21 protein-coding genes and 2 pseudogenes are annotated in these 24,780 nt (G+C 69.9%); 9 read left to right on the top strand and 14 right to left on the bottom strand.

The features are described 5' to 3' along the window. The first annotated feature begins 8 nt into the window (after positions 1–8). The 4 genes from N8I87_RS01455 to N8I87_RS01440 are packed head-to-tail and all read left to right on the top strand — an operon-like array spanning position 9 to position 4,723. Positions 9–965 carry a respiratory chain complex I subunit 1 family protein gene (locus tag N8I87_RS01455; protein ID WP_263204856.1) on the top strand — a complete coding sequence of 319 codons (957 nt, stop codon included), beginning with the start codon at positions 9–11 and terminating at the stop codon, positions 963–965. Further along, positions 962–1,654, top strand: coding sequence for a hypothetical protein (locus N8I87_RS01450; protein ID WP_263204855.1), 693 nt, complete (start codon positions 962–964; stop codon positions 1,652–1,654). The genes N8I87_RS01455 and N8I87_RS01450 overlap by 4 nt, the downstream gene beginning before the upstream one ends. Beyond that, positions 1,654–3,237: a proton-conducting transporter transmembrane domain-containing protein gene (locus N8I87_RS01445; RefSeq protein WP_263204854.1), complete on the top strand. Its 1,584-nt coding sequence runs from the start codon at positions 1,654–1,656 to the stop codon at positions 3,235–3,237. The genes N8I87_RS01450 and N8I87_RS01445 overlap by 1 nt, the downstream gene beginning before the upstream one ends. A 22-nt stretch (positions 3,238–3,259) precedes the next feature. Then, positions 3,260–4,723: a hydrogenase large subunit gene (locus tag N8I87_RS01440; RefSeq protein WP_263204853.1), complete on the top strand. Its 1,464-nt coding sequence runs from the start codon at positions 3,260–3,262 to the stop codon at positions 4,721–4,723. 12 nt (positions 4,724–4,735) lie between these two features. Here N8I87_RS01440 and N8I87_RS01435 read toward each other — a convergent pair whose 3' ends face one another. Next, the gene (locus N8I87_RS01435; protein ID WP_263204852.1) at positions 4,736–5,002 is read right to left on the bottom strand and encodes a hypothetical protein; all 267 of its coding nucleotides are present in this window, start codon (positions 5,000–5,002) and stop codon (positions 4,736–4,738) included. 55 nt (positions 5,003–5,057) lie between these two features. Between N8I87_RS01435 and N8I87_RS01430 the strand changes: the two are divergent. After that, a pseudogene (locus tag N8I87_RS01430) lies at positions 5,058–5,867 on the top strand (cation:proton antiporter); the annotation flags it as partial. Between the two features lie 24 nt (positions 5,868–5,891). Here N8I87_RS01430 and N8I87_RS01425 read toward each other — a convergent pair. Continuing rightward, entirely contained in the window at positions 5,892–6,713 is an 822-nt protein-coding gene (locus tag N8I87_RS01425; protein ID WP_263204851.1) for an SDR family oxidoreductase, read from the bottom strand. A gap of 199 nt (positions 6,714–6,912) precedes the next feature. Beyond that, positions 6,913–7,581, bottom strand: a complete 669-nt coding sequence (locus N8I87_RS01420; protein WP_263204850.1) for a TetR/AcrR family transcriptional regulator — start codon at positions 7,579–7,581, stop codon at positions 6,913–6,915. Positions 7,582–7,639: 58 nt separating this feature from the next. Here N8I87_RS01420 and N8I87_RS01415 point away from each other — a divergent pair, with 58 nt between their 5' ends. Beyond that, positions 7,640–9,277, top strand: a complete 1,638-nt coding sequence (locus N8I87_RS01415) for an FAD-binding oxidoreductase (protein WP_263204849.1) — start codon at positions 7,640–7,642, stop codon at positions 9,275–9,277. Positions 9,278–9,291: 14 nt separating this feature from the next. Here the strand turns inward: N8I87_RS01415 and N8I87_RS01410 are convergent, their stop codons facing one another. Both N8I87_RS01410 and N8I87_RS01405 read right to left on the bottom strand, forming a co-directional pair. Beyond that, complete coding sequence (locus N8I87_RS01410; RefSeq protein ID WP_263204848.1) at positions 9,292–9,498, bottom strand: hypothetical protein; 207 nt, start codon at positions 9,496–9,498, stop codon at positions 9,292–9,294. Positions 9,499–9,539: 41 nt separating this feature from the next. After that, positions 9,540–9,953 carry an NADPH-dependent FMN reductase gene (locus N8I87_RS01405; RefSeq protein WP_263204847.1) on the bottom strand — a complete coding sequence of 138 codons (414 nt, stop codon included), beginning with the start codon at positions 9,951–9,953 and terminating at the stop codon, positions 9,540–9,542. On the opposite strand from N8I87_RS01405, the pseudogene N8I87_RS44240 reads away from it, so the two are divergent. The 3 genes and pseudogenes from N8I87_RS44240 to N8I87_RS01390 form a co-directional block, all read left to right on the top strand. Further along, positions 9,913–10,276, top strand: a pseudogene (locus tag N8I87_RS44240) (hypothetical protein); the annotation flags it as partial. The gene N8I87_RS01405 and the pseudogene N8I87_RS44240 sit on opposite strands and share 41 nt — an antisense overlap. Before the next feature lie 89 nt (positions 10,277–10,365). After that, positions 10,366–11,358 (top strand): asparaginase, encoded by a 993-nt coding sequence (locus tag N8I87_RS01395; protein ID WP_263204846.1) that lies wholly within the window; start codon positions 10,366–10,368, stop codon positions 11,356–11,358. A gap of 440 nt (positions 11,359–11,798) precedes the next feature. After that, positions 11,799–12,320, top strand: coding sequence for a transglycosylase SLT domain-containing protein (locus N8I87_RS01390; RefSeq protein ID WP_263204845.1), 522 nt, complete (start codon positions 11,799–11,801; stop codon positions 12,318–12,320). Between the two features lie 96 nt (positions 12,321–12,416). Here the strand turns inward: N8I87_RS01390 and N8I87_RS01385 are convergent, their stop codons facing one another. The 9 genes from N8I87_RS01385 to N8I87_RS01345 all read right to left on the bottom strand — a co-directional run bounded on the left by N8I87_RS01385 (position 12,417) and on the right by N8I87_RS01345 (position 24,547). Next, a complete protein-coding gene (locus N8I87_RS01385; protein ID WP_263204844.1) occupies positions 12,417–13,526 on the bottom strand; it encodes a substrate-binding domain-containing protein in 1,110 nt (369 codons plus the stop codon). 77 nt (positions 13,527–13,603) lie between these two features. Continuing rightward, positions 13,604–14,902: a multiple monosaccharide ABC transporter permease gene (mmsB, locus tag N8I87_RS01380; protein WP_263204843.1), complete on the bottom strand. Its 1,299-nt coding sequence runs from the start codon at positions 14,900–14,902 to the stop codon at positions 13,604–13,606. Further along, positions 14,899–16,458, bottom strand: a complete 1,560-nt coding sequence (gene mmsA / locus N8I87_RS01375) for a multiple monosaccharide ABC transporter ATP-binding protein (protein ID WP_263204842.1) — start codon at positions 16,456–16,458, stop codon at positions 14,899–14,901. Before mmsA ends, mmsB begins: the two co-directional genes overlap by 4 nt. A gap of 371 nt (positions 16,459–16,829) precedes the next feature. Next, positions 16,830–17,018: a hypothetical protein gene (locus tag N8I87_RS01370; protein WP_263204841.1), complete on the bottom strand. Its 189-nt coding sequence runs from the start codon at positions 17,016–17,018 to the stop codon at positions 16,830–16,832. Between the two features lie 141 nt (positions 17,019–17,159). Beyond that, the gene (locus N8I87_RS01365) at positions 17,160–19,670 is read right to left on the bottom strand and encodes an acyl-CoA reductase (RefSeq protein ID WP_263204840.1); all 2,511 of its coding nucleotides are present in this window, start codon (positions 19,668–19,670) and stop codon (positions 17,160–17,162) included. After that, positions 19,667–20,833 (bottom strand): LuxE/PaaK family acyltransferase, encoded by a 1,167-nt coding sequence (locus tag N8I87_RS01360; RefSeq protein WP_263204839.1) that lies wholly within the window; start codon positions 20,831–20,833, stop codon positions 19,667–19,669. The genes N8I87_RS01365 and N8I87_RS01360 overlap by 4 nt, the downstream gene beginning before the upstream one ends. After that, positions 20,830–21,966, bottom strand: a complete 1,137-nt coding sequence (locus N8I87_RS01355; RefSeq protein WP_263204837.1) for a GNAT family N-acetyltransferase — start codon at positions 21,964–21,966, stop codon at positions 20,830–20,832. The genes N8I87_RS01360 and N8I87_RS01355 overlap by 4 nt, the downstream gene beginning before the upstream one ends. Then, entirely contained in the window at positions 21,963–23,294 is a 1,332-nt protein-coding gene (locus tag N8I87_RS01350) for an MFS transporter (protein ID WP_263204836.1), read from the bottom strand. Before N8I87_RS01350 ends, N8I87_RS01355 begins: the two co-directional genes overlap by 4 nt. Continuing rightward, complete coding sequence (locus tag N8I87_RS01345; RefSeq protein ID WP_263204835.1) at positions 23,285–24,547, bottom strand: phenylacetate--CoA ligase family protein; 1,263 nt, start codon at positions 24,545–24,547, stop codon at positions 23,285–23,287. The genes N8I87_RS01350 and N8I87_RS01345 overlap by 10 nt, the downstream gene beginning before the upstream one ends. Positions 24,548–24,780 lie beyond the last annotated feature (233 nt).

The raw sequence follows: 24,780 nt of genomic DNA, 5'->3' as shown, positions 1-24,780 counted from the left end.
GCGAACAGATGACTGCTGTCGGATACGCAGCCGTGGCCGGTCAGATCATCGTGGTCGGCGCCGGGGCGCCCCTGGTGACCGGGTGGATGCGGCAGGTTCGGGCCCGCCTGGAGGGCCGGGCCGGTGCGGGGGTGCTCCAGCCCTGGCGGGACACCCGCAAACTGCTGCGCAAGGAGCCGATCACTCCCGTGGGGAGCGGGCCCGCCTTCCGTACGGCCCCGGCGCTGCTGGTCGCCACCACCGTCGTGGCCACCGCCCTCGTACCGCTGCTGTCCACCGACACCCCGGTCAGCTCCCACGCGGACCTCATCCTGGTGGTGGCACTGATCGCGCTGGGCACCATGGCCCTCGCCCTGGCCGGTCTCGACACCGGCACCGCCTTCGGCGGGATGGGCGCCTCGCGGGAAATGACGGTCGCCGCGCTGGTCGAGCCGACCCTCCTGCTGTCGGTGTTCGCCCTGTCGATACCGGCCGGGACGACCAACATCCCCGCCATCGTCACCGGCGCGGTCCATGAGCCGGCCCGCCTCGCCTCCCCGGCCGGGCTGCTGGCCACGGCCGCCCTCGCGGTCGCCGTGCTCGCCGAGACCGGGCGGATCCCGGTGGACAACCCCTCCACGCACCTCGAACTGACCATGATCCACGAGGCGATGGTGCTGGAGTACGCCGGTCCGGACCTGGCACTGGTCGAACTCGGCGCCCAGATGCGGCTCACCCTGCTGCTCGGCCTGCTCTCCGCCCTGTTCGTGCCCTGGGGCATCGCCACCCATGCCTCCTGGGCGGCCCTCGCCGTGGCGCTGGTGCTGTTCGTGGTGAAGGTCTGTGTGCTGGGCGCGGTGCTCGCGGCGGCCGAGGTGTTCTGGGCCAAGGTCCGGTTGTTCAGGGTGCCCGAACTGCTCGCCGGCTCCTTCCTGCTGGCCCTGCTCGCCGTGACCGTCTCGTACTTCCTGAGCGGAGCGTCATGAGCAGCGGCCTCTACACCCAGCTTCTCGATCTGGCCTGCGGCGCCTTCCTGCTGGCCGCCGTCATCGTGCTGTGGCGACGTGAACTGGCCTCGATCGTCCGCGTCTTCGCCCTGCAGGGCATCGCGCTCGCCGCGATCGCCGTCCTGCTCGGCGCGCACGAGGAACGCTGGGACCTGATCGCCGTGGGACTCGGCATCGGCGCCCTCAGAGCGGGCCTGCTGCCGTATCTCATGCGGCGCGCCCTGGCCGCGCTCACCCAGGACCGGCAGTGGCACGGCGACGGGGGAGCGGAGACACGCGAGACACAGCCCCTCGTCAACGTCGCCGCCTCCCTGTTGACCGCTGCACTGCTGACCCTGCTCGCCTACGCCGTGGCCCGGCCGCTGACCGAGCTGAACCCGACCCCCGCCACCCGCGCCCTGCCGGTCGGCCTCGCCGTCGTCCTGATCGGCTTCTTCGTCCTGGTCACGCGCCGCCGGGCGCTGGCCCAGGTGGTCGGGTTCCTGCTGCTGGACAACGGCATCACCGCCACGGCGTTCCTGGCCACCTCCGGGGTGCCACTGATCGTCGAACTCGGTGTCTCCTTCGACGTACTCCTGGCGGTGCTGGTGCTGCAGATCCTCACCACCAGGATGCGGGCGGCGTTCGGCACCACCGACATCGACGACCTGCGGGAGCTGCACGACTGATGAGCCCTACTGCTTCCGCGCTGCTCCTCACCGCGCCCGCCACCGTGCCACTGGTCGTGGCCGGCGCGTACGCACTTGCCGGACTGCGCATCCGCTCGACCTCCCCGGCACTCCCCGCCACCCTGCAACGAGCACCCGCACGGGGCACCGTACTGGTCGCGGAGGCACCGCCGCCCGACAAGGCCCCGAAGCGCCACCCGCTGGACTGGGCGGGGCTCGTCTCGCCCGCCGTGATCCTCGCCTGCGGCAGCGTGCTCGCGGCGGACGTCGTCGAAAAGGGACCGAGTACGGCGTACTCCGGTCTGCTGCGCGCGGACGCGCTGACCGCGTGGATGCTGCTGGTGGTCGGAGCCGTCGCACTGATCGCCTGCGGCTGTGCCCCCGGGTATCTGAGAGGCGAGCGGGCCGCCGGACGGACGAGTGACGAGGCCGCGTGGCGCTACCACGTTCTCGTGCAGGCGTTCCTGGCCGCGATGTGCCTGGCCCTCGTCACCGCGAACCTCGGCGTGCTGTGGGTCGCGGTCGAGGCCACCACCATCGTCACCGCGTTCCTCGTCGGCCACCGCCACACCCGCGCCTCCGTGGAGGCCGCCTGGAAGTACGTGGTGATCTGCTCGGCGGGCATCGCGCTCGCGTTCCTCGGCACCGTGCTGATCTACTACGCGGCCAGACAGGCGGGCATCGCCGAGGCGTGGGCGCTCGACTGGCCCACCCTCGTCGCCCGTGCCGACCGCCTCGACCCGGCGGTGACCCGGCTCGGCATCACGCTCGTCGTCCTCGGCTTCGGCGCCAAAGCCGGCCTGGTCCCGCTGCACGCCTGGCTGCCCGACGCCCACAGCCAGGCCCCGGCGCCGGTCTCCGCGCTCATGTCCGGGGTCCTGCTGTCCGTGGCGTTCGCCGCGGTCCTGCGCTACCGGGTCATCGCGGACGCGGCCCTCGGCCCGGACTTCACCCGCGTCCTGCTCGCCGGGATCGCCCTGCTCACCCTCGCCCTGGCAGCCGGACTCCTGCTCGCCCAGCGCGACTACAAGCGGATGCTCGCCTACTCGTCCATGGAGCACATGAGCCTGATCTCCCTGGCCGCGGCGATCGGCAGCCCGCTCGCCCTGTCCGCCGCGCTCCTGCACATCGCCGGTCACGGGCTCGCCAAGTCCGTCGCGTTCTGCGCCTCCGGAAGCATTCTGCAGGTGACCGGCACGGCGCGGATCAGCCGCGTGCGCGGGCTGATCGCCCAAGTGCACCGGACGGCCGGAGCGTTCGGGCTCGCGCTGGCGGCGCTGATGGCGTTCCCGCCGTTCAGTCTCTTCGCCTCCGAACTGGGCATCGCCCGTGCCGGCTTCGCCGCCGGGGCGGGCCTGCGCTGGGCCATGGCGGCGGCCCTGCTGTTCGTGCTGGTCGCCTTCGCCGCGCTCGCCGCCCGCACGGCCCGGATGCTGCTCGGACCGGGAACTCCGGCCGAGGAGGACCCGTCCGCCGTAGCGCCCCTGATGCTGGGCCTGGCCGCCTGCGCCGCCCTGGGCGTGGCCACCGGCCCGCTCACCGACCTGCTGGACGCCGCCGCCCAAGTGATCGGAGGCCACTGAAGCGATGCGTACGACGTACCAAGTGAGCCCTTCCGCACTGCCCCGGCACGCCGAGGACCTGCTCACCAAGAACCACCGACTCGCCCTGGTCGCCGCGCACATCGACGAGACCGGGCCACGCGTGGTGTATCTGTTCATCTCCGGCCCGCCCGACACCCGCACCGAACTCCACGTCAGCCTCCACCCCGATCACCCCGAGGTTCCGACGCTTGCCGATCTTTCCTTCCCCGCGGGCCGGTTCGAGCGCGAGATGCGCGACCTGTTCGGCATCGTCCCCCGCGACCATCCACTGCCCCGCCGTCTCGTCCGCCACTTCCACTGGCCGCGCGGCTGGTACCCCATGCGCCCCGACGCCGGACCGGCGCCGACCTTCAGCGAACAGGAGGGGCCGTACCCCTTCCTGGAGGTCGAAGGCGACGGTGTGTACGAGATCCCCGTCGGTCCCGTGCACGCCGGCCTGATCGAACCCGGCCACTTCCGCTTCTCCGTCGTCGGCGAGACCATCCTCAAACTCAAGGCCCGCCTCTGGTTCGTCCACAAGGGCATCGAGAAACTCTTCCAAGGCCGCTCGATCGCCGCAGGCCTCCCGCTGGCCGAGCGCATCAGCGGCGACACGGCAGTGGGCCACTCGCTCGCCTACTGCCTGGCCGTCGAGGAGGCCACCGGCACCGAGGTGCCGGACGCGGCACAGCGCGCCCGCGCGATGCTCCTGGAACTGGAGCGCATCCACAATCACGTCGCCGACCTCGGCATGCTCTGCAACGACGCCGGTCACGGCATCCTCAACGCCCATGCCCAGCGAGTGCGCGAACAACTCCTGCGCCTCAACCGGGAGATCACCGGCCACCGGTTGCTGCGCGGCGGCGTCGTGCCCGGCGGCGCCGCCCTGCTCGCCCTGCCCGATCCGGCGCAGCTGAAGGCGATCGGCAAGGACATCCGGGAGATCGCCGACCTCGCCCTCGGCCACTCCACCGTCCGTGACCGCTTCACCGGAACGGCCATCCTGCGCACCTCCGCCGCCCGTGAGATCGGCTGCCTCGGCTACGTCGCCCGGGCCAGCGGCATCGCCGACGACACCCGCGTGGCGCACCCCTTCACCGCGTACGGTACGCGGTTCGACGTACCCGTCCAGGACAGCGGTGACGTCCTGGCCCGCTTCCTCGTCCGCGCCGAGGAGATCGAGACCTCCCTCGCCCTGATCGAGCAGTTCGTCGACGGACTGGACGCCCCCAGGGCGATGCTCGCCGCCCAGCCGTCGGCCGGCGCGGGCCCCGGCACCGGCGTGGGCCTGGTCGAGGGCTGGCGCGGCACCATCGCCACCCGAGTAGAACTCACCCCGGACGCCACCCTTGCCCGGGTCAAGCCGGTCGACCCGTCCTTCTTCAACTGGCCCGCGCTACCGGTCGCGTTGGCGGACACGATCGTCCCGGACTTCCCCCTGACCAACAAGAGCTTCAACCTGTCCTATGCGGGCAACGACCTGTAGCCCACCCGCGGTTCAGTCTGCCGCGGAGGCGCGGGCGCGGTGCTCACGGATCTCTCGTCCGGCCAGGGCGATGGAGGCGATGTTGCAGGGGAAGGCGATCAGGCGGGCGGGTTCGGGGACGTCGACGGCTCGCAGCAGGCTGGCTCCGGCCGCGGCCAGGAGAAGGGCCAGGGGCAGAAACCTGCGCCAGAGCGGGATGTCCGACAGACCGGCTGCCTTGAGCGTGTAGCGCAGGGCGAGTGCGAAGAGCACGGTGAGCAGGGCGAGCGGTATCAGCATGTGGGTCGCTTCTAGGGCTCGATGAGGCCGACGCGGATCGCGTAGCGGGTGAAGCGAAACCCCGGTCATCCTCAGCATCCTTGTCCTCGAAGACCTCTCCATGGCCGTCTACCTGCCCATCATCACCGCCCTGCTCGCCGGGGCCGGACTCGCGGCGGGCAGCCTCACGCCGGCCGTTGCCCTCGGTGTCGCCGGACTCGTCCTGCTCACCGCGGTGCGCTACGGACGCCACATCTCCCGGTTCGTCTCCAGCGACGACCCCGAAAAGCTCCTGCTGGTCGTCCTCGGCCTCACCCTCCTGGTCGCCGGAATCGCCCAGCAGCTCCAGGTGTCCGCCGCCGTCGGAGCCTTCCTCGTCGGTATCGCGCTGTCCGGCGAGGTCGCCGAGGGTGCCCACAACCTGCTGGCCCCGCTGCGGGACCTGTTCGCCGCCGTGTTCTTCGTCTTCTTCGGGCTGCACACCGACCCCGCCGACATCCCGCCGGTCCTGCTGCCCGCCCTCCTGCTGGCCGTGGTCACCGGACTGACGAAGATCGCCACCGGCTACTGGGCGGCCAAGCGAGCCGGAATCTCGGCCAAGGGCCGCTGGCGCGCCGGCGGCGCCCTGGTCGCCCGGGGCGAGTTCTCCATCGTCATCGCCGGACTCGCCGTCACCGCCGGCATCGAACCGAGCCTCGGCCCGCTCGCCACCGTCTACGTGCTGATTCTCGTGGTTCTGGGCCCGCTCACCGCTCGCTACACCGAACCGGTCGCCGCCTGGATCGGCCGGCGCCGCACGCTGTCAGGGCCGAGCCCGGCCGCGATGTCCCCTGTGGAACCGGCCTCGGAGACGGTGCAGGACCAGGGTCCTGTCGGCCCCGTGTGAGCAGGGCAGGGCCATCTCCTCCGGCTACGCCCCGAAGTCGTAGGCGTGGTCCCGTGCCCAGGTCTCGAAGCTTCGGGCCTCATGCCCGGTCAACTGCTCCACGGCCGCCGTGAGTTCGACCGGGCGGCCGTCGGTGGACTGCCACCGGTCCAGCAGCGAGTCGGCGAACGCTGCCGGGATGTGCCCGGCGGTCTCCTGCTTCCACTCCTCTCGGGTCACTGCCCGCACGGGGACGGAGCGGCCCGTCACCCGGCTCAGGATGCCGATCTGTTCGGTGAAGGTGAGTGACTCCGGGCCGGTCAGGGTGTATGGGCGTCCGCCCAGGGCGGGTTCGGTGAGTACGGCGAGGGCGGACTCGGCGATATCGGCCTCGTGGATGGGGTCGCTGTGGGACCCGGGACAGGGCAGGCTGATCGGCCGCCCCGACCGCAGGTTCCGGCTCCAGGTGAGCGCGTTGCCCGCGAACGATCCGGGACGCAGCGCGGTCGTATGCAGCGACGAGGCGTCGAGCGCTCTCTCCACGTTGACGTGGGACTTGGCGACCGGGTTGCTCTCGGCGTCCGGGGACAGTACGGCGGAGGAGGACAGCAGTACGACGTGCTCGACGCCCGCTGCTGTGGCCTCCTCGGTGAACTCGCCGATCCGCGACGGCTCGGCATAGAGGAAGACGGAGGTCGCGCCTTTGAGGGCGGTGGCGAAGGTGGACGGGTCGCTCAGGTCGCAGTCAACGACGTCCGGGCCGCGCGGTGTGCTGGAGGCGGCCCGGACGGGAAGTCCGCGCTCGCGCAGCAGGCGGATGAGGGTCTGGGCGACGGCGCCGCGGCTTCCGGTGACGAGAACGGTCATCTCGACCAGTCCTTTCAGAATGTTCGGTAGGCGGCGAGAGGAGCGGGCCTTTTCGATGCTGCCGCACGCATCTTCGCGACACATTATCTGCGTCACGCAGATAGATTGCTGTCGGGAGGTGTCGGATGTCAAACGAGATGTCTCCCGGGCGCGCCGGACCCTCGCGACGCAGGCAGCCGCCCAACCGTTTGGGGCCTGCTCAGACGCGGTTCCGGATGGCCGAGAGCAATCGTTCGCAGCGCGCGCCCATGTCCTGTGCGGACAGCTCGGGGTGGGAGACCCACCAACCGACCAGAGCGCTGACCGTACCCGTCCACACATGCTTGAGCGCGTCCGCGTCCAGGGGGTCGACGTTGCCCTGGTCGTGCAGCAGCGCGGCGGTGCCCGAGATCGCCAGTTCGTCGATGACCTCACGGTGGCGTCGGGCCGCGCGCCATGGTTCGGAACCGTGCAGCAGCGTCCGGTCGTAGAGGACGAACCATGCGTGCCGCCGGTCTTCAAGTGCCTTGAACACCGCTGTGAGCACGGTGACGGGGAGCCGGTCCTTCGGCGGGCTCGCCTCCACGGCTTTGCGCATCGCTTCGAGGAGCAGGGGGCCGATGCGGTCGAGGCAGGCCACGTACAGGCCGTCCTTGGAGCCGAAGTAGGTGTAGAGCATCGGCTTGGTGACGCCCACGCGGCGGGCGATCTCGGCCATCGACGCCGCGGCGTGTCCGTGCCGCCCGAACTCCTCGAGGGCCGCGCCGAGGATCTGCTCCTCCCGCAGCGCGCGCGGGACGCCCTTGGTCCCGGCGCCGTGGCCTCTGCTTCGGCCCCCTTCCGAACCGCAGACCGGATCCGACGCGGCCGAGGCCCTTGCAGTCGTCATGCGCGGACTATACGTTACGGAAATTACCGAACGGTAAATTACCGAGGAGTCAATTCATATGGACGACCGAAGCGCACCACCCGCGTCCACCCATGACTCGTCCCCGCTCCGCTCCTGGTGGGGCTGGGGAGCCGCGGACCAGGCACTGCCCGACGCGGACTGCGTCGCCCTCGGATCACTGGTTCCCGGTGCGGCACAGAGTCCGCTGCCCGTGCCCGATGTCTGCGCCCTCGCACTCCCGAAGGTGCGTATCGATCCGCCCCGCGCACTCGCCCCCGTGATGTCGTCCGCGCCCCGGGAACGGGCCTCGCACACGTACGGCAAGGCGTACCGCGACGTGATCCGCGCCCTGAACGGCGACCTCGCGGCAGCGCCCGACCTGGTCGCCCGCCCCCGAAGCGAGCAGGAGGTCATCGACATCCTCGACTGGGCGGCGCACGCGCACGTGGCCGTCGTGCCCTACGGTGCGGGAAGTTCGGTCGTCGGCGGAGTCGAGTACCGCGCGGACCGGCATCGCGCTGTGGTGTCCCTGGATCTCTCCTCCCTCGACCAGGTGCTGGAGATCGACCGGATCAGCCGGGCCGCCCGGATCCAGGCCGGCGCCCTCGGCCCCGGTCTGGAGGCCCAACTGCGGCCGCACGGACTCACTCTGCGCCACTTCCCGCAGAGCTTTGAGTTCTCCACCCTGGGTGGCTGGCTCGCGACACGGGCCGGCGGCCACTATGCCACGCTGTACACCCACATCGACGACCTCGTGGAGTCGCTGCGCGTGGTCACGCCTGTCGGGGTCAATCAGTCGCTGCGCCTGCCCGGTTCGGGAGCCGGTCCGTCTCCCGACCGGCTGTTTTTGGGCTCCGAGGGCACGCTCGGTGTCATCACCGAGGCCTGGATGCGACTTCAGGAGCGGCCGCGTCACAAGGCGTCGGCCACGGTGCTCTTCGACGACGTCCATCAAGCCATGGACGCCGTACGAGCCATCGCGCAGTCAGGTCTGCACCCGGCCAACTGCCGGTTGCTCGACCCCGGGGAGGCCGCCCTGGCCGGTGTCGCACGGGACGGCCACAGTGCGCTCGTCCTCGGCGTGGAATCGGCCCATGTCCCTGTCGGGGGACGCCTGGCGGAGCTCGTCACCCTGGCCCGCGACCACGGTGGCTCGCCCACCCCGACAGTGCCGGGCTCGGCGGACGCCGCAGCGAACACATGGCGTTCGGCGTTTCTGAGAATGCCGCACCTCCGCGATGCGCTCGCCCGGATGAGTGTGGTCACCGAGACGTTCGAGACAGCGTGCACCTGGGACCGTGTGCCGCAGTTGTACGAGTCGGTGCGCGGGCAACTGGCCGACGTCGTCAAAGAGGTGACGGGCCACGAGGGCACGATCAACTGCCGCTTCACCCACGTCTATCCGGACGGGCCGGCGCCCTACTTCACCGTAATAGCACCGGGGCGGCGCGGTGAGGAAGTCGCGATGTGGGACCGGATCAAGTCAGCCGCCATGGAGATCCTCGGCAACCTGGGCGCGACCGTCACCCACCATCACGCGGTCGGCCGCGACCACCGGCCGGGCTACGACCGCCAGCGTCCGGAGCCGTTCGCTCTCGCACTTCGTGCCGCGAAAGGGGCCCTCGACCCGGCGGGGATCCTGAACCCGGGTGTACTTCTTGACCCGTTGCCGCGGGTGGGAACCGACCGGCGGTGACAACCCCCGTCGGGTCACACCTCGGCTCGTTGGGTGACGGCTGCCTCGGTGCGGTCTCCCAGGAACTCGTGCCACCGGCGTTCCAGGCAGACGTAGCGCACGTCCGCTTCGACGAGGCTGGGGAATCCCGACACCGTCTCGGTGAGACGTTGCTGCAGCCCCGGGTCGGCCGGCGTTCCGTCCTCGGCGAATGCCTGGTAGCTGTCGGCCAGGCTGAACATGTCCGGGTAGACGCGGGTGCCCAGGTGTTCCAGGGGAATCCTCAGGGCCCACAGCCCGCGGTTCCCGCCGACCAGGGACGGAGAGGCGGGACGAGCATCGCGTGCTTGGTCTTGAACGGCTGCGGCCGGACACGTGAGACCCAGTCGAGCGCGTTCTTCAGCACTCCCGGCAGGGAGGCGTTGTACTCCGGCGAGGAGATGACGACGGAGTCGCTCTTCTCGAGCCGCTCGCGCCGGGCGAGGGCGCCGGGCGGCAGCCCTTCGGTGGCTTCCATGTCGCCGCCGTACAGGGGCATGTCGAAGTCGCGCATGGCGGCGAGGTCGACGGTGGCGCCGGTGTCGGAGATGAGCCGGGCCAATGGGGAGGCGAGGCGGGCGTTGGCCGAATCGGCCCGCAGGGCGTCGACCCTGCCGCTCGGCGACCGGCTGCTGTACCGGGTCGCCGACGTGGTCACGCTGGCCGTGGTGTGGTGGGCACTGCGACTGCTGCCCGGCCTGCTTCATCCGGACCACGGCGCCGACGATGGCGGCAGGCGCGCTCTGCGCAACCGTGCTGGGTCTGCTCGCGAGTCAAGTGCTGCACATGGCGATGGACGACACCGGCACCGTATGGGGCCCCGTGCATATGTTCTAGGACCTCGGCGACGGCGTCCCGGCCGCTCTCACCTTCGGTATCACGGCCGGGATCGCGGCCCTACGGCTGGCCGGCGACCGTGACACCGGCACGGCCCGCGGTGAGGGAACGCCTGACGTTCTGTCGCAAGATCGACAGACGTGATCCCCTCTCGATAGGCCGCGGAGGGTCCCGATAGGCTGCCGAGGGCAGGGATCAGCCATTGCCCGCATGCGAGCGGAAGGCACAGGGGTATGGGCGTCGCGCTGTTCACGCTCGGCGGCACGATATCGATGACGAGCCACACGCGGGGCGTCGAAAGCGGACCGGTGGTCAGCCGGTTGAACGGCGCCGACCTCGCCGCGGCCGTGCCCGGGCTCGACCGGCTCGGAACGCCCCTGGACATCCACGACATCGAGGCAGTCCCCAGCGCGGATCTGACGTTCGCGCACGTCCTGGCCCTGGTGGAAGCCGCGTCACGGGCGGTGCGGGCCGGGGCTTGCGGGGTGGTGGTCACCCAGGGGACCGACACTCTGGAAGAGACCGCGTTCCTCATCGACCTGGTCTGGCCGCACGCCGAGCCGTTCGTCCTGACCGGGGCCATGCGCAACCCGACACTCGCGGGACACGACGGCCCCGCGAACCTGCTCGCCGCCGCCCGTACCGCCGCCTCTCCCGCGAGCCACGGCCTGGGAGCACTGGTCGTCTTCAACGACGAGATCCACGCCGCCCGCTGGGTGCGCAAGACCCACAGCACCAGTACCGCCACGTTCGCCTCGCCCAACACCGGCCCGATCGGTCACGTCATCGAAGGCCAGGTCCGAGTACTGACGGCGCCGGCACGCCGCTGCGCGCCGTATCCGCGGCCTGAAGCGCTGGACAAGACCCGAGTCGCGTTGCACACCGTCACCCTCGACGAGGACGCGGACGTCGTCACTGCCGTCGCCGGGGCGAGTCAGGGCCTGGTCGTCGCCGGCTTCGGCGTCGGCCATGTACCGAGCAAACTCGCCGATCTCCTGGGAACTCTCGCCGAACGCATGCCCGTTGTGCTCACCTCCCGCACCGGCGGCGGATCCGTACTGCGGCACACCTACGGCGCCATCGGATCGGAGACGGACCTGCAACGCCGCGGCCTCATCAACGGCGGCCTTCTCGACCCTTACAAGGCCCGCATCCTCCTCCGGCTCATGCTGGCCGGCGGCGCCGATCGCGAGGCGATCATCGCAGCGTTCGCTGAGCACGGCTGAACGCAGCCCCTGAATACGTCACCGATGCGGTTGGTGATACTGCCGTGGCGCACTGTGACGCGGTCGGCGCTCTCGGGCTGCCCCTGCCAGGGCCCTGGAGAGAGCCGGAGGAGGGCGTGGAACGTGATGCCACCCATAGGAGCCAGATCACGTCCTACCCGGCATCGTAGAGTCACCCCGCCGTGAGCAGTACATAAAGCCGCCAGAATGGCAGATTTAAGACATTCCTCCTTACCCGGGTAGTAAGTCACATTCTTGCGCCCGCTTCCGCCCGCCGCTAACCATGTCTGTCGTCGCCGCAAGCAGCGGGACGGACCGGACGTACACCGCCGGGCCCGCCCGCACTCGCCCGGCAGCACGGGGCCCTCGCCCCGACGCCCTACAGGCCGCGACCGATACGGCCGGCGCCTCTAAGACGTCCCACAGGAGAGTCCCTTCCCATGACCGCGATCACCGCCCCCCGCCGCCTTGCCCGCCTGCGCACTCTCGCCCTGACCGGCCTCGCCACCACCGGCGCCGCAGCCGCTGCCCTCACGCTGATGCCGGCCTCCGCGCAGGCCGCCGAAGCGCCGCAGTCCGCCCACAGCGTCACGGCTCCCTCCGGCAACAGCAACACCGACCCCAAGGGCGGCACCGGCACCGCGGGGAACCTCGACGGCTGGATCAAGCAGTCGCTGGCCATCATGAAGGAGAAGGGCATCCCCGGCAGCTACGACGGCCTGCACCGCAACATCATGCGTGAGTCCGGCGGCAACCCCAGCGCCCAGAACAACTGGGACGTCAACGCGCAGAACGGCACCCCGTCCAAGGGCCTCCTGCAGGTGATCGAACCCACCTTCAACGCCTACCACGTCGCCGGCACCGCCCAGAACGTCACCGACCCGGTGGCCAACATCACCGCCGCCGCCAACTACGCCGCGCAGCGCTACGGTTCCATCGACAACGTCAACTCCGCGTACTGACCTGGCCCTGTCGTCCTCGGTGTATGAGCAGGGCGGCATGTGACAACGCGCCCCGGATCCGTGCTCCGGGGCGCGTTCGGGCGTCGGCCCCCGCGGCTACTTGGTGAGGGGAGCCAACTTGGGGTCGTTGGCGTAGGCCTCGGCCGCGTTCTTCTTGGTCACGATGACCGGCGGGAGCAGGTAGGCCGGGACGACCTTGGAGCCGTTGTTGTACGACTTGGTGTCGTTGATCTTCGGCTTGTCGCCCTTCTGCAGGGACTTGACCATGTCGACGGTCTCGGCGACGAGCTTGCGGGTGTCCTTGTTGATGGTCGAGTACTGTTCACCGGCCATGATCGACTTGACCGACTCGACCTCGGAGTCCTGACCCGTGACGACCGGGACCGGCTTGCCGGCGCCCTTCACCGAGGTGATGATCGCGCGGGCGAGGGTGTCGTTCGGCGACAGCACGCCGTCGAGCTTCTTGCCGCCGTTGTAGGTCGAGGTCAGCAGCGAGTCCATGCGCTGCTGCGCGTTCTCGGCCTTCCAGCCCTGGATCGCGGTCTGCTTGATGTCCTTCTGCCCCGATCCGACAACGATGTCGCCCTTGTCGATGTAGGGCTTGAGCACGCTCATCGCACCGTCGAAGAAGACCTTGGAGTTGTTGTCGTCCGGCGACCCGGAGAACAACTCGATCGTCCACGGCCCCTTCGGCTTCTTCGCCTTCATGCCGTCGACGAGGGCCTGTCCCTGCAGCTCGCCGACCTTGAAGTTGTCGAACGCGACGTAGTAGTCGACGTCGGGGGTGTTGGTGATGAGCCGGTCGTAGGCGATGACGGTCGCTCCGGCCTGCTTGGCCTGCGCGACCTGAGTGGCGAGCTGCGAGGCGTCGGTCGCTCCGATGACGATCACCTTCGCGCCCTTGGTGACCATGGAGGATATCTGCGACTGCTGATCGGCGACGGTGGTCGAGGCGCCCGCGTACTGCACGTCGGCCTTGAAGCCTGCCTTCTTGAGGCCGTCGGTGAACAGGTCACCGGCGAGCACCCAGTTCTCCGACGTCTTGGCCGGAAGCGCGACACCGATGAGGGAGTCCTGCGCGAAGCCCTTGGCGTCCTTGCCACCGGAGCTGCCGGAGCCCTCACGCTCGTTGGAGCATGCCGTGCCCAGGGCGAGCAGTGCGACGGCGCCGACCGCGGCGATGCCTCTGGTGATGATTCTGCGCATGGTGAGATGAGCCCTTCTTGCAGTGGTGCGGAGGTCGGGCGCCGTGGTGTCCGGCGCCCTCGGTGGCGGCCTGACGGTCAGCCTGCGACCGGAGCCTTGTCGGGATCGGAGCTCGGAGCCGGTGGTTCGACCGTGGTGGCCGGCTCGTCCTTCCGGAACGGACGCATGAGCGATCCGATGATCGAGAAACGTCCCTGACGCTTGCTGTACACGTCGAACGCGACGGCGAGAAGGAGGACCAGGCCCTTGATGATCTGGACCATGTCGGAGCCGACGCCCTCCAGTTGCAGACCGTTGTTGAGCAGAGCCATGACGAGACCACCGACGATCGAGCCGCTGATCGTACCGAGGCCACCGGTGACCGCCGCACCGCCGATGAACACGGCCGCGATGGCGTCGAGTTCCCAGCTCAGACCGTCCTGCGGGCCGGAAGCCGCGGACCGCGCAACGAAGATCATGCCGGCCAGGGCGGCCAGGACGGACATGTTCATCATGACGAGGAAGTTGACCCGCTTGAGCTTCACGCCCGACAGTTCGGCCGCACGGGCGTTGCCGCCCACGGCGTAGATGTGCCGTCCGCCGATGGTGTTGCGGGTGTAGTACGAGTACGCGAGCACCAGGACGATCAGGATGATGCCGGAGATCGGCAGGCTGGTGCCGATACGGCCGCCGGCGAAGCGCAGTGTGGCGAAGACGATGACACCCAGCATCACGACCAGACGGACCACCGTGATCCACAGCGGCGCGACGTCCGCCTTCATCTCACGCCGGGTCTGACGTGCCCTCCACTCGCGCCACACCATGCCGGCGCAGGCGGCCAGACCGAGCAGCAGCGTCAGGTTGTTGTATCCGGTGTCCGGCCCCACCTCGGGCAGGAAGCCGGCACCGATCTTGCGGAACCCGGCGGGAACCGGCACCGTGTCGGCGTTGCCGATGTACTGGTTGCCGCCGCGGAACAGCATCATCCCGGCCAGGGTCACGATGAACGCCGGCACTCCCACGTAGGCGACCCAGAACCCCTGCCAGGCGCCGATCAGCGCGCCGACGAGCAGGCCGAGCAGGATGCCCACCGGCCAGGGAAGCGAGTGCTCCTGCATCGCCTTGGCGACGACGATGCCGGTGAATGCCGCGACGGAGCCGACCGAGAGGTCGATGTGCCCGGCGACGATCACCATCAGCATGCCGATGGCCAGGATCAGGATGTAGGAGTACTGGCTGACGACCGCGATGAGGTTGCCGGAGGTCAGGGTCAGGCCTCCGGTCCAGATCTGGAACAGCAGGACGATCGCCACGAGGGTGAAGATCATTCCGAACTGGCGGGCGTTGGAGGTCGTGCCTCCGAAGAGGTTCTTCTGCAGCTCTTTTATTCGGCTCATGAGGTTGGGCTCTTCTTCGTAGCGGTCTTCGTGGCGGTCATCTGCTTCATCAGGAGTTCCGGGTCGGCATCACGGCGCTCCACCTCGCCGGTGATGGTGCCTTCGAACACCGTGTAGATGCGGTCGCACAGACCGATGAGCTCCGGCAGCTCCGAGGAGATGACGACGACGCCCTTTCCCTGGCCGACGAGCCGCTGGATGATCCCGTAGATCTCGTACTTGGCGCCGACGTCGATGCCGCGGGTCGGCTCGTCGAGAATGAGAAGGTCCGGATCGGTGAACATCCACTTTGCCAGGACGACCTTCTGCTGATTGCCGCCGGAGAGCTTCACGACACCCTCGTCGACGCCGGGGGTCTTGATCCTCAGACTCCCGCGGTACTCCTCGGCGACGCGATGTTCGCGTACCGGATCGACGACTCCGCGCCTGGCGATCTTCGACAGCTTGGCGGACACCATCGAGGTCTTGATGTCGTCCAGCAGATTGAGCCCGATCGACTTGCGGTCCTCACTGACATAGGCGAGGCCGTGCCGGATGGCGGACGCCACCGACTTCAGCTGGATCTCCTTGCCGTCCTTGAAGACCCGGCCGGACAGGTAAGTGCCGTACGAACGGCCGAACAGGCTCATCGCGAGCTCGGTACGACCCGCACCCATCAGACCGGCGAAGCCGACGATCTCGCCGCGCCGGACGTTGAAGGACGAGCCCTTGCACACGAGCCGGTCGTCCGAACTCGGGTGCCGTACCGTCCAGTCGCGGACCTCGAAGAACACCTCGCCGATGCCGGGCACATGGTCGGGGAACCGGCTGCTGAGCTCACGGCCGACCATCCCGCGCACGATACGGTCCTCGTCGACGCCGTCGGCCTTGACGTCGAGGCTCTCGATGGTGCGGCCGTCGCGCAGGATCGTGATGGTGTCGGCGACCGCCTCGATCTCGTTCAGCTTGTGCGAGATGATGATCGAGGTGATGCCCCGCTCCCGGAAGCCGCGCAGCAGATCGAGCAGGTGCTGGGAGTCGGTCTCGTTGAGAGCCGCGGTCGGCTCGTCGAGTATCAGCAGTCGTACGTCCTTCGCGAACGCCTTGGCGATCTCCACGAGTTGCTGCTTGCCGACGCCGATGTCCTTGATCAGTGTGTCGGGGTCCTCCCGGAGCCCGACACGCTCCATCAGCTCCAGCGCCCGGCGCTGGGCGGCCTTCCAGTCGATCGCGCCGCGTCTGCGCGGCTCGTTGCCGAGGAAGATGTTCTCGGTGATCGACATGCCGGGCACCAGCGCCAGCTCCTGGTGGATGATCGCGATGCCGGCCTGCTCACTGGCCCGGATGTCCTGGAAGCGGACCTCCTCGCCCCGGTAGCGGATCTCGCCGGTGTAGCTCCCGTGCGGGTGCACGCCGCTCAGCACCTTCATCAACGTGGACTTGCCGGCGCCGTTCTCCCCGCAGAGCGCGTGGATCTCGCCCTCCCGCACGACCAGGTTGACGTCGGCGAGCGCCTTGACACCGGGGAACGTCTTGGTGATCCCGCGCATCTCCAGCAAGGGCGGTGCCTGGGTCATGAGCAGGACTCCGCGGTGCGGAGCCCGCCACGGCCTTGACTCATCGATGAACTCCTTCGTTCGGCCCGCCGGCAGCTTCGGAATGCTCCGGGGCAGAGCAGTGCGGTCTTGACAACGTTGTCGCACGTCTGGTCGCCATCCTCGGGACAACGTTGTCAGATTTCACGAATGGAGGCTTTCAGGCCGAGGAGCCGGTGTCAATACACGGTCGGCGGCCTGGCCCGAGTCGAGATATGACGGCAACATCCTGGCGTGCCTGGGCCGACGAGTCCGGCAATTCGCGGACCTGAAGACGGTGGGTTCCGTCGTCGTGTTCTTGCTCGGTGCCGTTACCGCGGCGTCTGTCGCGATCCGGCTCCGAACGTGAGCGCCTACGCGACCCAGCAGTAGACCTTCTGGCCCTGGCGTCGGGCGCTGCTGACGAGAGCGGCCAGATCGCTCAGGATCACTTCGGCGATCTCCGTGTCGATGACCTCGCCGTCCTCCGCGCGCTGCGTGGCCCACGAGACGGTGACATCCCGCAACTCGGACGCCATGAAGAACTTGACGATGATGCTCACCGAGGCATCATGCCTGACCGACCACGTCCATGATCGGCCGGACAGGCCGGGGAGTATCCCTTCGGACCGGCTGACCGGATGAGGAGGGCGGCCATACATCGCGCCTTGTGTGATGTATGGCCGCCCCCCCCGCCTCGCCGGCTACGCCGACCGCAGGTCGATGACCGTGCGCAGCTTCCCGCTGGTGGCCGTGCGCTCGAACGTCTCCGTGGGTACGGTCTGGACGGTGAAGGCCAGGAGGCCCTCCGCCAGTGCCGAGGCCAGTTCCGGCACCTCGGCCAGCAGAGCCTCCCTCGCCGCCTCGGGGTCGGCCGCGTACTGCTCGTCGAGCCGGACGGTCAGCTGTTCCCGGTCGGCACCGGATTCGGCGAGGAGTTGGACCTCGCCGGGGTAGGCGAGGCGTTCCTGGGCCCCTCGCACGATGCGCCGGTAGTTGACGAAGTACGTGCCGATGCGTACGACGTCGCCGTGACGTCCGAGCAGTTCGAGCCGGGGCACGTGGCTGCCACAGCCGCAGGGACCGTCCACGGCGCGCCCCAGGTCGCCGATCTCATAGCGCACCAGTCGCTGTCCCGCGCGTGCGCGGGAGGTGAACACCAGGCGTCCCGGCTCACCCGGCGGAACCGGCCGGTCGGTGTCCGGATCGAGGATCTCCAGCGTGTGCAGGTCGGTCAGCACATGGTGGACCGAGCCGTCGCAGGAGGCGCACTGGTAGCCCAGCGGGCCCAGATCGGTACTGCCGTAGGCGGCGGACCGGATCACTTTGACGCCGAACTCCCGTGTCAGCACACGGCGTTGCTCGGTGGTGAAGTGCTCACCGCCGTAGAACACCGTCCGGATGCCGCCGTGGGCGCGCAGCCGGTCGCCCTCGGTATGGAACAGCTGCCACAGGTAGGACGGCATGCCGAAGAGGGTGTCGGCCCGGTGGGCGACCAGCGCCTCCGCGACCGCGGCGTGGTCGGGCCCGGCCGCGATGGGGAGCTGGGTGGCGTTCAGCCGCTCCAGGATGGAGAAGAAGCTGATGAAACTGCCGTACATCCCGCCGCAGTAGAACAGGTTGGCCGCCCGGTCGCGGGCCGGGTCGAAGCCCGCAGCGAGCAGTCCGTCGGCTGCGGCGCGCATCTGGTTGTCGTAGTCGTCGCAGGTGAACACGGACAGCGCCGGCGCGCCCGTGGAGCCGCCGCTGCGGAAGTACAGGTGCGCGTGACGTGGCTCCAGCGAGGTGAGCGCGCGCTGCACTTCCTCCTTGCCGAGCAACGGCCCGCTGGGCGCCGCGGGCAGAACCGGGGGTTCCACCAGGTCGTCCAGGCATGCCACGGTGCCGAAGTCCGTGCCCGGTGCGCGCAGGCTCACCCGGCGGCTGTAGCGCTGCAGGGCGTAGACACCGTCGTGGGGCTCACCGTCGTAGCCCTCCAGCATGGAACCGACCGGAGTGACCCGGGTGACGCCGGCGGCGAACATCGCACGCGACAGCGCGGCCACGTCCGCCCGGTCGCCGCCGATCGCGGCGGTCTGCAGATAGCGGCGCATCGGCCGCAGCACCGTGGTGATCCGGCGCCGGGGCAGGGGCTTCACCCAGACGCTGCGGTGCAGGGGAGAGGCGTCGAGCACGGGGCGGGCGTCCGCCAGCACGCGCCAGGTACCGTCCTCGGCGGCGAACACACGGGTGAGGCCGAGGTGTTGTTCGAGCTGGGCGAGCCGCTGCACGGTGGTGATCTCCGCCTGCTCGGCCGGGCCGGGCGGCGGTGCGGGCAGGGCTCCGGAGACCTTCGCGAGCCGCCCGGCGAAACGGCCCGCGAAGGCGAATACCTCGTCGGTGTCCTCGGTGTCGAGATACACCACTTGCGGGCTGGAGCAGGCCTGTTGTTCGAAGCGGCAGACGTCCGCCGCCAGCGCGTCGAGCAGAGCGTCGTCGTGTGCCGCGTCCCGGGTCAGATAGGCGAAGGAGACCCGGTGCCCCCATGCGACGACCCGGCAGCCCGGCGGCGCGAGTTCGCGCACCGCGCTCACGGCGTCGTCGCCGCCCCAGACCGCGATCGCGTCGGCCTGGTCGCACAGGGCCGTGAGCCACTCCCGGCGTGACGACGGGAAGCGCAGGGCGATGACGCGCTCGGAGATCAGCCCGGTCGGGTCGGCGGCGCCGAGCGCGGCGAGCAGGTCGAGGGCGAGCGCCGTGTCGGAGGCGCTCGTCTTGAGGACGTTGAGGTTTCCGGCCAGCAGGCCCTCGACGACGCTCAGCGGGGCCACGGAGGCGGCGTTGCCGGGGGCGATGTGTACCAGCAGGCCGACGGGTGCCCAGGCTTCGTAGACCGTCTCGCGGGCGTCCGGCCGGGTCAGCCGTTCCGGGCGCAGGCCGCCCAGCTCCCGGCGCAGTTTGCGTTCCAGCGCCTGCCGGGTGAGGGCGGTCGACAGCTCGGCGAGGATGGGCGTGACCTCGTCGGCGGGCAGTTGCCCCGCCAGTCGGCGGTACAGGGTGGAGCCCGGGTCGCCCAGTTCTTCGCCGACTGCGGCGCAGGCTCCGAGCACGACCTCCGTGGGCAGCGGGTGCGCCAGGATGCGCCCGGCCGACTCGGACAGCCCGTCCATCCGCCGGGCGGCCTCGGCGTCGTCGACGAACTCACCCTGCCAGAGGTGGAGTTGGGAGGTGGTCACGACATTCCCTTCATCAGTTCGGCGGCGGCGACCGCGCAACTGCGGTTGCGGCTCACCCCGGCGCGGCCGTGCACGGTGAACCAGTCGGTGGACAGCGGGCAGGGGCATTCCTCGCCCGGATGCAGCGAGGCGATGTCGCCCATCACGACGCTGTGCGCCGGAACCGAAGTGATGTACGGGCTCACCAGGTGCAGGAAACCGCGTTCCCCGTACGGCAGAGGGCGCAGCGTGGCCGGGTCGCGGACCGCCGCGCGGGACCACACGGGTACGTGCAGGCGGTGGTGTGCGCACTCGACGTACGGCACACAGTGCTCGACGGAACCGAAGGTGTCGCGGATCCGCGCGCCCGGGATGCCGAGGAGTTCGGTCACTTCGGCGCGGAAGTCGTCCTTGCCGATCCTGCGGTCGGCGTGGCCCTTCCAGCCGCCGCCGAGGACCACCAGCGATCCCTCGGGCAGCCGCAGCGGCGGCAGCCCCATCGCCTTCATCCGCTCCAGGGTGAAGTGGAGGAAGGCCGGGAATCCGAGAATGCGGACCGGGATGTCGTCCTCGGCGTAGCGCTGGAGCGCCGCGATGCAGCCATGCACGTCGAACTCGTGCCCGGATCCGGTGTGCCGCAGTGCGTGCGTGGTGTGCCGTGCGGGGGCGAAGTCGCACAGGTAGTTGTCGGTGAACGACGTGCCCAACGTCAGTGACGGGGCGGGCTCGTAGCTGTAGAGCAGGTAGTTGACCGGTCGGTCGGGGGTGATCCAGCCGTAGTGATCGAAGACCCGGGCCACCATGCGCTGCGCCGACCGGATCGTCCACCGGTCGAAGAACATCTGGGACTTCTGGCCCGTCGTACCCGAAGAGGTCAGATGCAGGAACACCTCGTCACGGGGGACGGAGAGCACCTCGTGGCGCTTGAAGAAGGCGGCGGGCACCAGCGGTGTGCGCACCGCGAGTCCGACGGTGGGCGCGGGCGCCTCCGGCGGGTCCTGGAGGAGCGCGGCGAAGAACGGGGAACGCTCGGTGTGCCAGGCGTTGGACTCGGCCATGGCGGCGGCGAACAGTTCGTCGGCGTGGGCGCCGGCGGCGTACGGCTCGGTCAGGTCGCACAGCCGCTGCACCTGGCCGAGCGCCGCCGGGTCGGAGACCTCGACGGGAGCGAGATGGGGGTTCATCGGGACACCTCGTGAAGGGGCAGATAGGTGGAGGCCCAGGCGCTGAGATAGGCGCTGAGGTAGGGCTGGAGCAGCGGGCTGACGGCCGCCCTCCGGAAGTCGATCTGACGGCTGGTGCGGGAGAGCACCACATAGTCGTGGAGGCGGTCCTGGACGCGGCGCATCGCCGGGTAGACCGCACTCGGTACGAATCCGGAGGCGAGGAAGATCTCCAGGGCTTCGGTGTCGGCCAGGGGCAGCAGGGTTTCGGCGTAGTCCGCGCCCGCCTGGGTGACCGCGGTCATCAGCGCCTCCAGCGCGCCGGACAGCGCGGACGCACACGGGTGGACGGCGACCAGGGCGCAGCTGCCCGCCACCGGATCGAGATCGGCGTACGCCTCGAATCCGCCGTCGGCGGCGACCAGGACCGTGTTGGGGGTGTGCAGAGGGAAGAAGCGGTCGTCGGGGTGGGGGAAGCGTTCCAGGAACCGTCGGCGTACGAACGCCGGCGCGGCGATCACCTCGATCGGCCCGGAACCGGCCGTCGGACGCGGTCCGCCCCGCAGGGGAACGCGGCCCGCCCCGGCGCAGTCGATGCCGATACCGGTGGACGCGGCGGCCAGCAGTCCCGCCAGAGGTTCGGGTACGTGCTCGACGTGGGCGCGGCGCTGCAACACGCCGTCGGCGTACCGGGCGAAGAGCGCGAGACTCTCGCACCCATCGACCTCGACCGCGTTGGGCAGCAGGCCCAGCGGCCGGAATCCGTTGCGCACGACGACATGCTGCGGGCCCTCGGTGACGACGCGCACGGTGGCGAACACCGAGTCGAGCAGGCCGGCGGCGAACGCGGCGTCGCAGACCGCGCCGGTCAGCCGGGAGGCCAGCCCGTGGCCCCGGTGGCCGGGGTGTACGGCGAGTCCGACCAGCTTGCCGAGACGGCTGCCGGGGTCGGTCTGCACGACGGCCGACCCGACGATGTCCCCGCCGTGCGTGCGGGCGGTGAGCCAGTGCGCGGTGCCGTCGGTGAGCAGCCGGCGCATCACGGCCGGGTCGCTGCCGAGCGGCACCGGGTAGCCGTGCCCGTACACGTCGAAGTACAGCTGCCGCAGTTCCGCGATGTCCTGGACCCCGGCCGGGGCGATGGTCGCGCTCATGGCGCGTCTCCCGTCGGGGCCGGGTGCGCTGCCGCGACGCCGCGGGACGTACGCCGTCCGTCGGGTCCCGTCCGGCCGCCGAGCCACCACAGGGCTGCCGCGACGGGGACCAGACCGGCGCCCTGAGCGAGGCAGAGCGTACGAGCCGTCAGATGGTCGCCGAGCGCGCCGAAGACGAAACAGGACACGGGGAACGTGGCGCCGAGCAGCGCCTGCATGACGGCGAAGAAGCCCGGCTTGTCGGCGGCGGGAACGAGCCGCTGGAACAGCCCGACGAACCGGACACCGATCACACCGACACACCAGCCCGCGACGGCCATCGAGCCCAGGGCCACCGTGTGCGTGGCGAGCAGGCCCGGCAGGCACAGCGCCATGGCCATCACGGCCAGGCAGGCGCTGCCGACGGTTGTCGGCCGTCCGGGGACACGGGCCCCGGTGAAGGACCCGACGAGCGTGCCCGCGCCGAGCGCCGCCTCCAGCGCGGCGACGGTCGAGCCGGTGGAGTGCAGTACCCCGCGCGTGTAGAGGGGCATGACGACGTAGACGGCGGTGGTGAACAGGTTGGCGGCGGCGAAGCAGACCAGTACCCGGCGAATGAAGGGGAGACCGGCCAGAACCTGGCGCAGCGTCCGGCGCGGGGGTGGTGTGCCGTGCGCCGTGCCGGGGCCGACGTGTGTGCTCCCGGGGCCGTCCTTGGTCATCCCGGCACTCGCGAAGCGTGCCGAGGCGACCAGCACGGCGGTGAGCAGATAGGCAAGGCCGCAGGCGGCCACGGTTCCCGTGAGCCCACCCGCGTCGACCGCGAGCGGTCCCAGCAGACCACCACCGAGCCCGGCCATCGACTGGGTGGACAGCTCGAATCCGGTGGCCGCCTCGATGTCGGCGTCCTCGACCAGTTCGGGCACCGATGTGGTCAGACAGGGGTCGAACAGAGCCTGACAGGAAGCCAGCGCCAGACCCACCGCGTACACGGCGGCCATGGGCAGTTCTCCGGCGTACGCCGTGAGCGCGGCCACCGCGGCGACGGTGCCCGCGACGGCCGCGGTGCCGGCCAGCACCGTGCGGTGCGGATGGCGCGCCACGACGCGGGCGACGACGGGGGCGAGCGCGACGGCGGGAAGTGTGCTCACCGTGAGGAACAGCCCTGATTCCAGCCCTCGTTGATCGCCTTCGGCGGCAAAGCCGATGAGCCACCAGACCGCACCGACCTGGAACATCCGGCCGGCGGCCTGGGTGAGGAGCTGAGCGGTCCAGACTCTGCCGAATGAGGAGTTGCGCAGCACGAGCGGCAGCCGCCGGCCGCGTGGCTCGGCCGCGTTCATGAGCATGGCCGCTCGTCGACGACGCGCACCAGCTTGCCGGAACGGGAGTTGACGGCGAGATCACGGTGCCGCACCCATTCGACGGTGAGCGGATCGACGTGCCCCGCCGCGGTCGCGGTCCCGTAAGCCGGGCGTTGCGCGAGCACGGCGGCGGCGACGGCATCCCCCAACGCGCCCTGTGTGTCCTTGGGTCCGCCGGTCGCCAGCCGCAGTACCAGACCGTCCCGGCCGTCGCGGCGGCGTACCACGAGCTGCAGACCGGTCACCTCGCCGTCCGTGTCGGCGGCGCGCACGATGTCGTGGACGTCCTCGGTGTAGAGGGAGACGGGACCGACCCGGACTCCTTCCTCGGCACGGCCGAGGATGCGGAAGACTCCGGCCTCCGGGTCCACCCACTCCGCCCGGTCGCCGGCCGGATAGCGCAGTACGGGCATCAACCTCCGGCGCAGATCGGTGACGACGAGCCGACCCGGCACCCCGGCCCCTTCGACGGGCAGTTCGGTGTCGTCGTCGACGATCTCGACGATGGTGTACGGCGCGAACACGCGGTGGACCCGGGGGTCGCCGCCGGGCACGGCCTCGCCGAGCAGGCCCGCGTCCACGCTGGCATAGCCGAGCGAGCGGGGCTGGGCGTTCGGGAACGCGGCTCTCAGGAGCGGAAGCTGGTCGCCGAAGAGACATTCTCCGCCGAAGAAGAGCAGTTCCACGTCGGGCAGCGTCAGGCCGCCGGCGGTGAGGCGCTCGGCGAGCGAGCAGAGTGTGGTCGGCGTGGCGGCGACCACCTCGACGCGGAACTCCTCCAGCGTGGTCACGACGGATTCCCAGGGCGCCGCGCCGCCCAGGGGCAGGCGCACGTTGGCCACGGGGGAGCGGTGCAGTGAGTCGAGGACGAAGCTGAAACTCGCGTAGAGGTCACCCGCGTAGAACAGATCGGCCACTCGGTGGCCCTGTCGCAGGCCCGCGTTGACGAGTCCGGCCCCGAATACGGAGGTGAATTCCCGCCATTCCGTGCGGGTGTAGAACGAGAACTTGGGGGACCCCGTGGTGCCGCCGCTGCGGAATACGACCGCCTCGTGCAGTGGAGCCGTCAGCAGCCTGTTGCCACGGGGCGAGTTGGCCCGCCAGAAATCCGCCTGGGGCACGATCGGGAGATCCGTGAGGTGCGCCACATGGTCGGGGAGGTGTGAGTAAAGGTGCTGGTAGAACAGCGAGTTGTGGCGTGCGAAGCGTATGAGCTCCGCCAATGGTTGAACGGGCATCAATTCCTGCTTGAAGAAGTGAATCGCGGCGCGCGAAAAGGCACGACCGGGGTGCGACGGATGGGTCCGCTCCGGCAGTTCGGAGAACCAATTCATCAGCCGATGTGACGCCAGCTTATCTCACCATTCGGACGCCATCCGCCAACTCGCCTTTCGGGCACGGGCTTCGGAGGTGCGGACGGGTCATCCGTGATTTCGGTTCCCGCCGAACCGGAGACCGTAGTCACATGCTG

This window comes from Streptomyces sp. HUAS 15-9 (assembly GCF_025642155.1).
Classification (GTDB): Bacteria; Actinomycetota; Actinomycetes; order Streptomycetales; family Streptomycetaceae; genus Streptomyces.
This window is presented reverse-complemented; position numbering and strand designations above follow the sequence as displayed.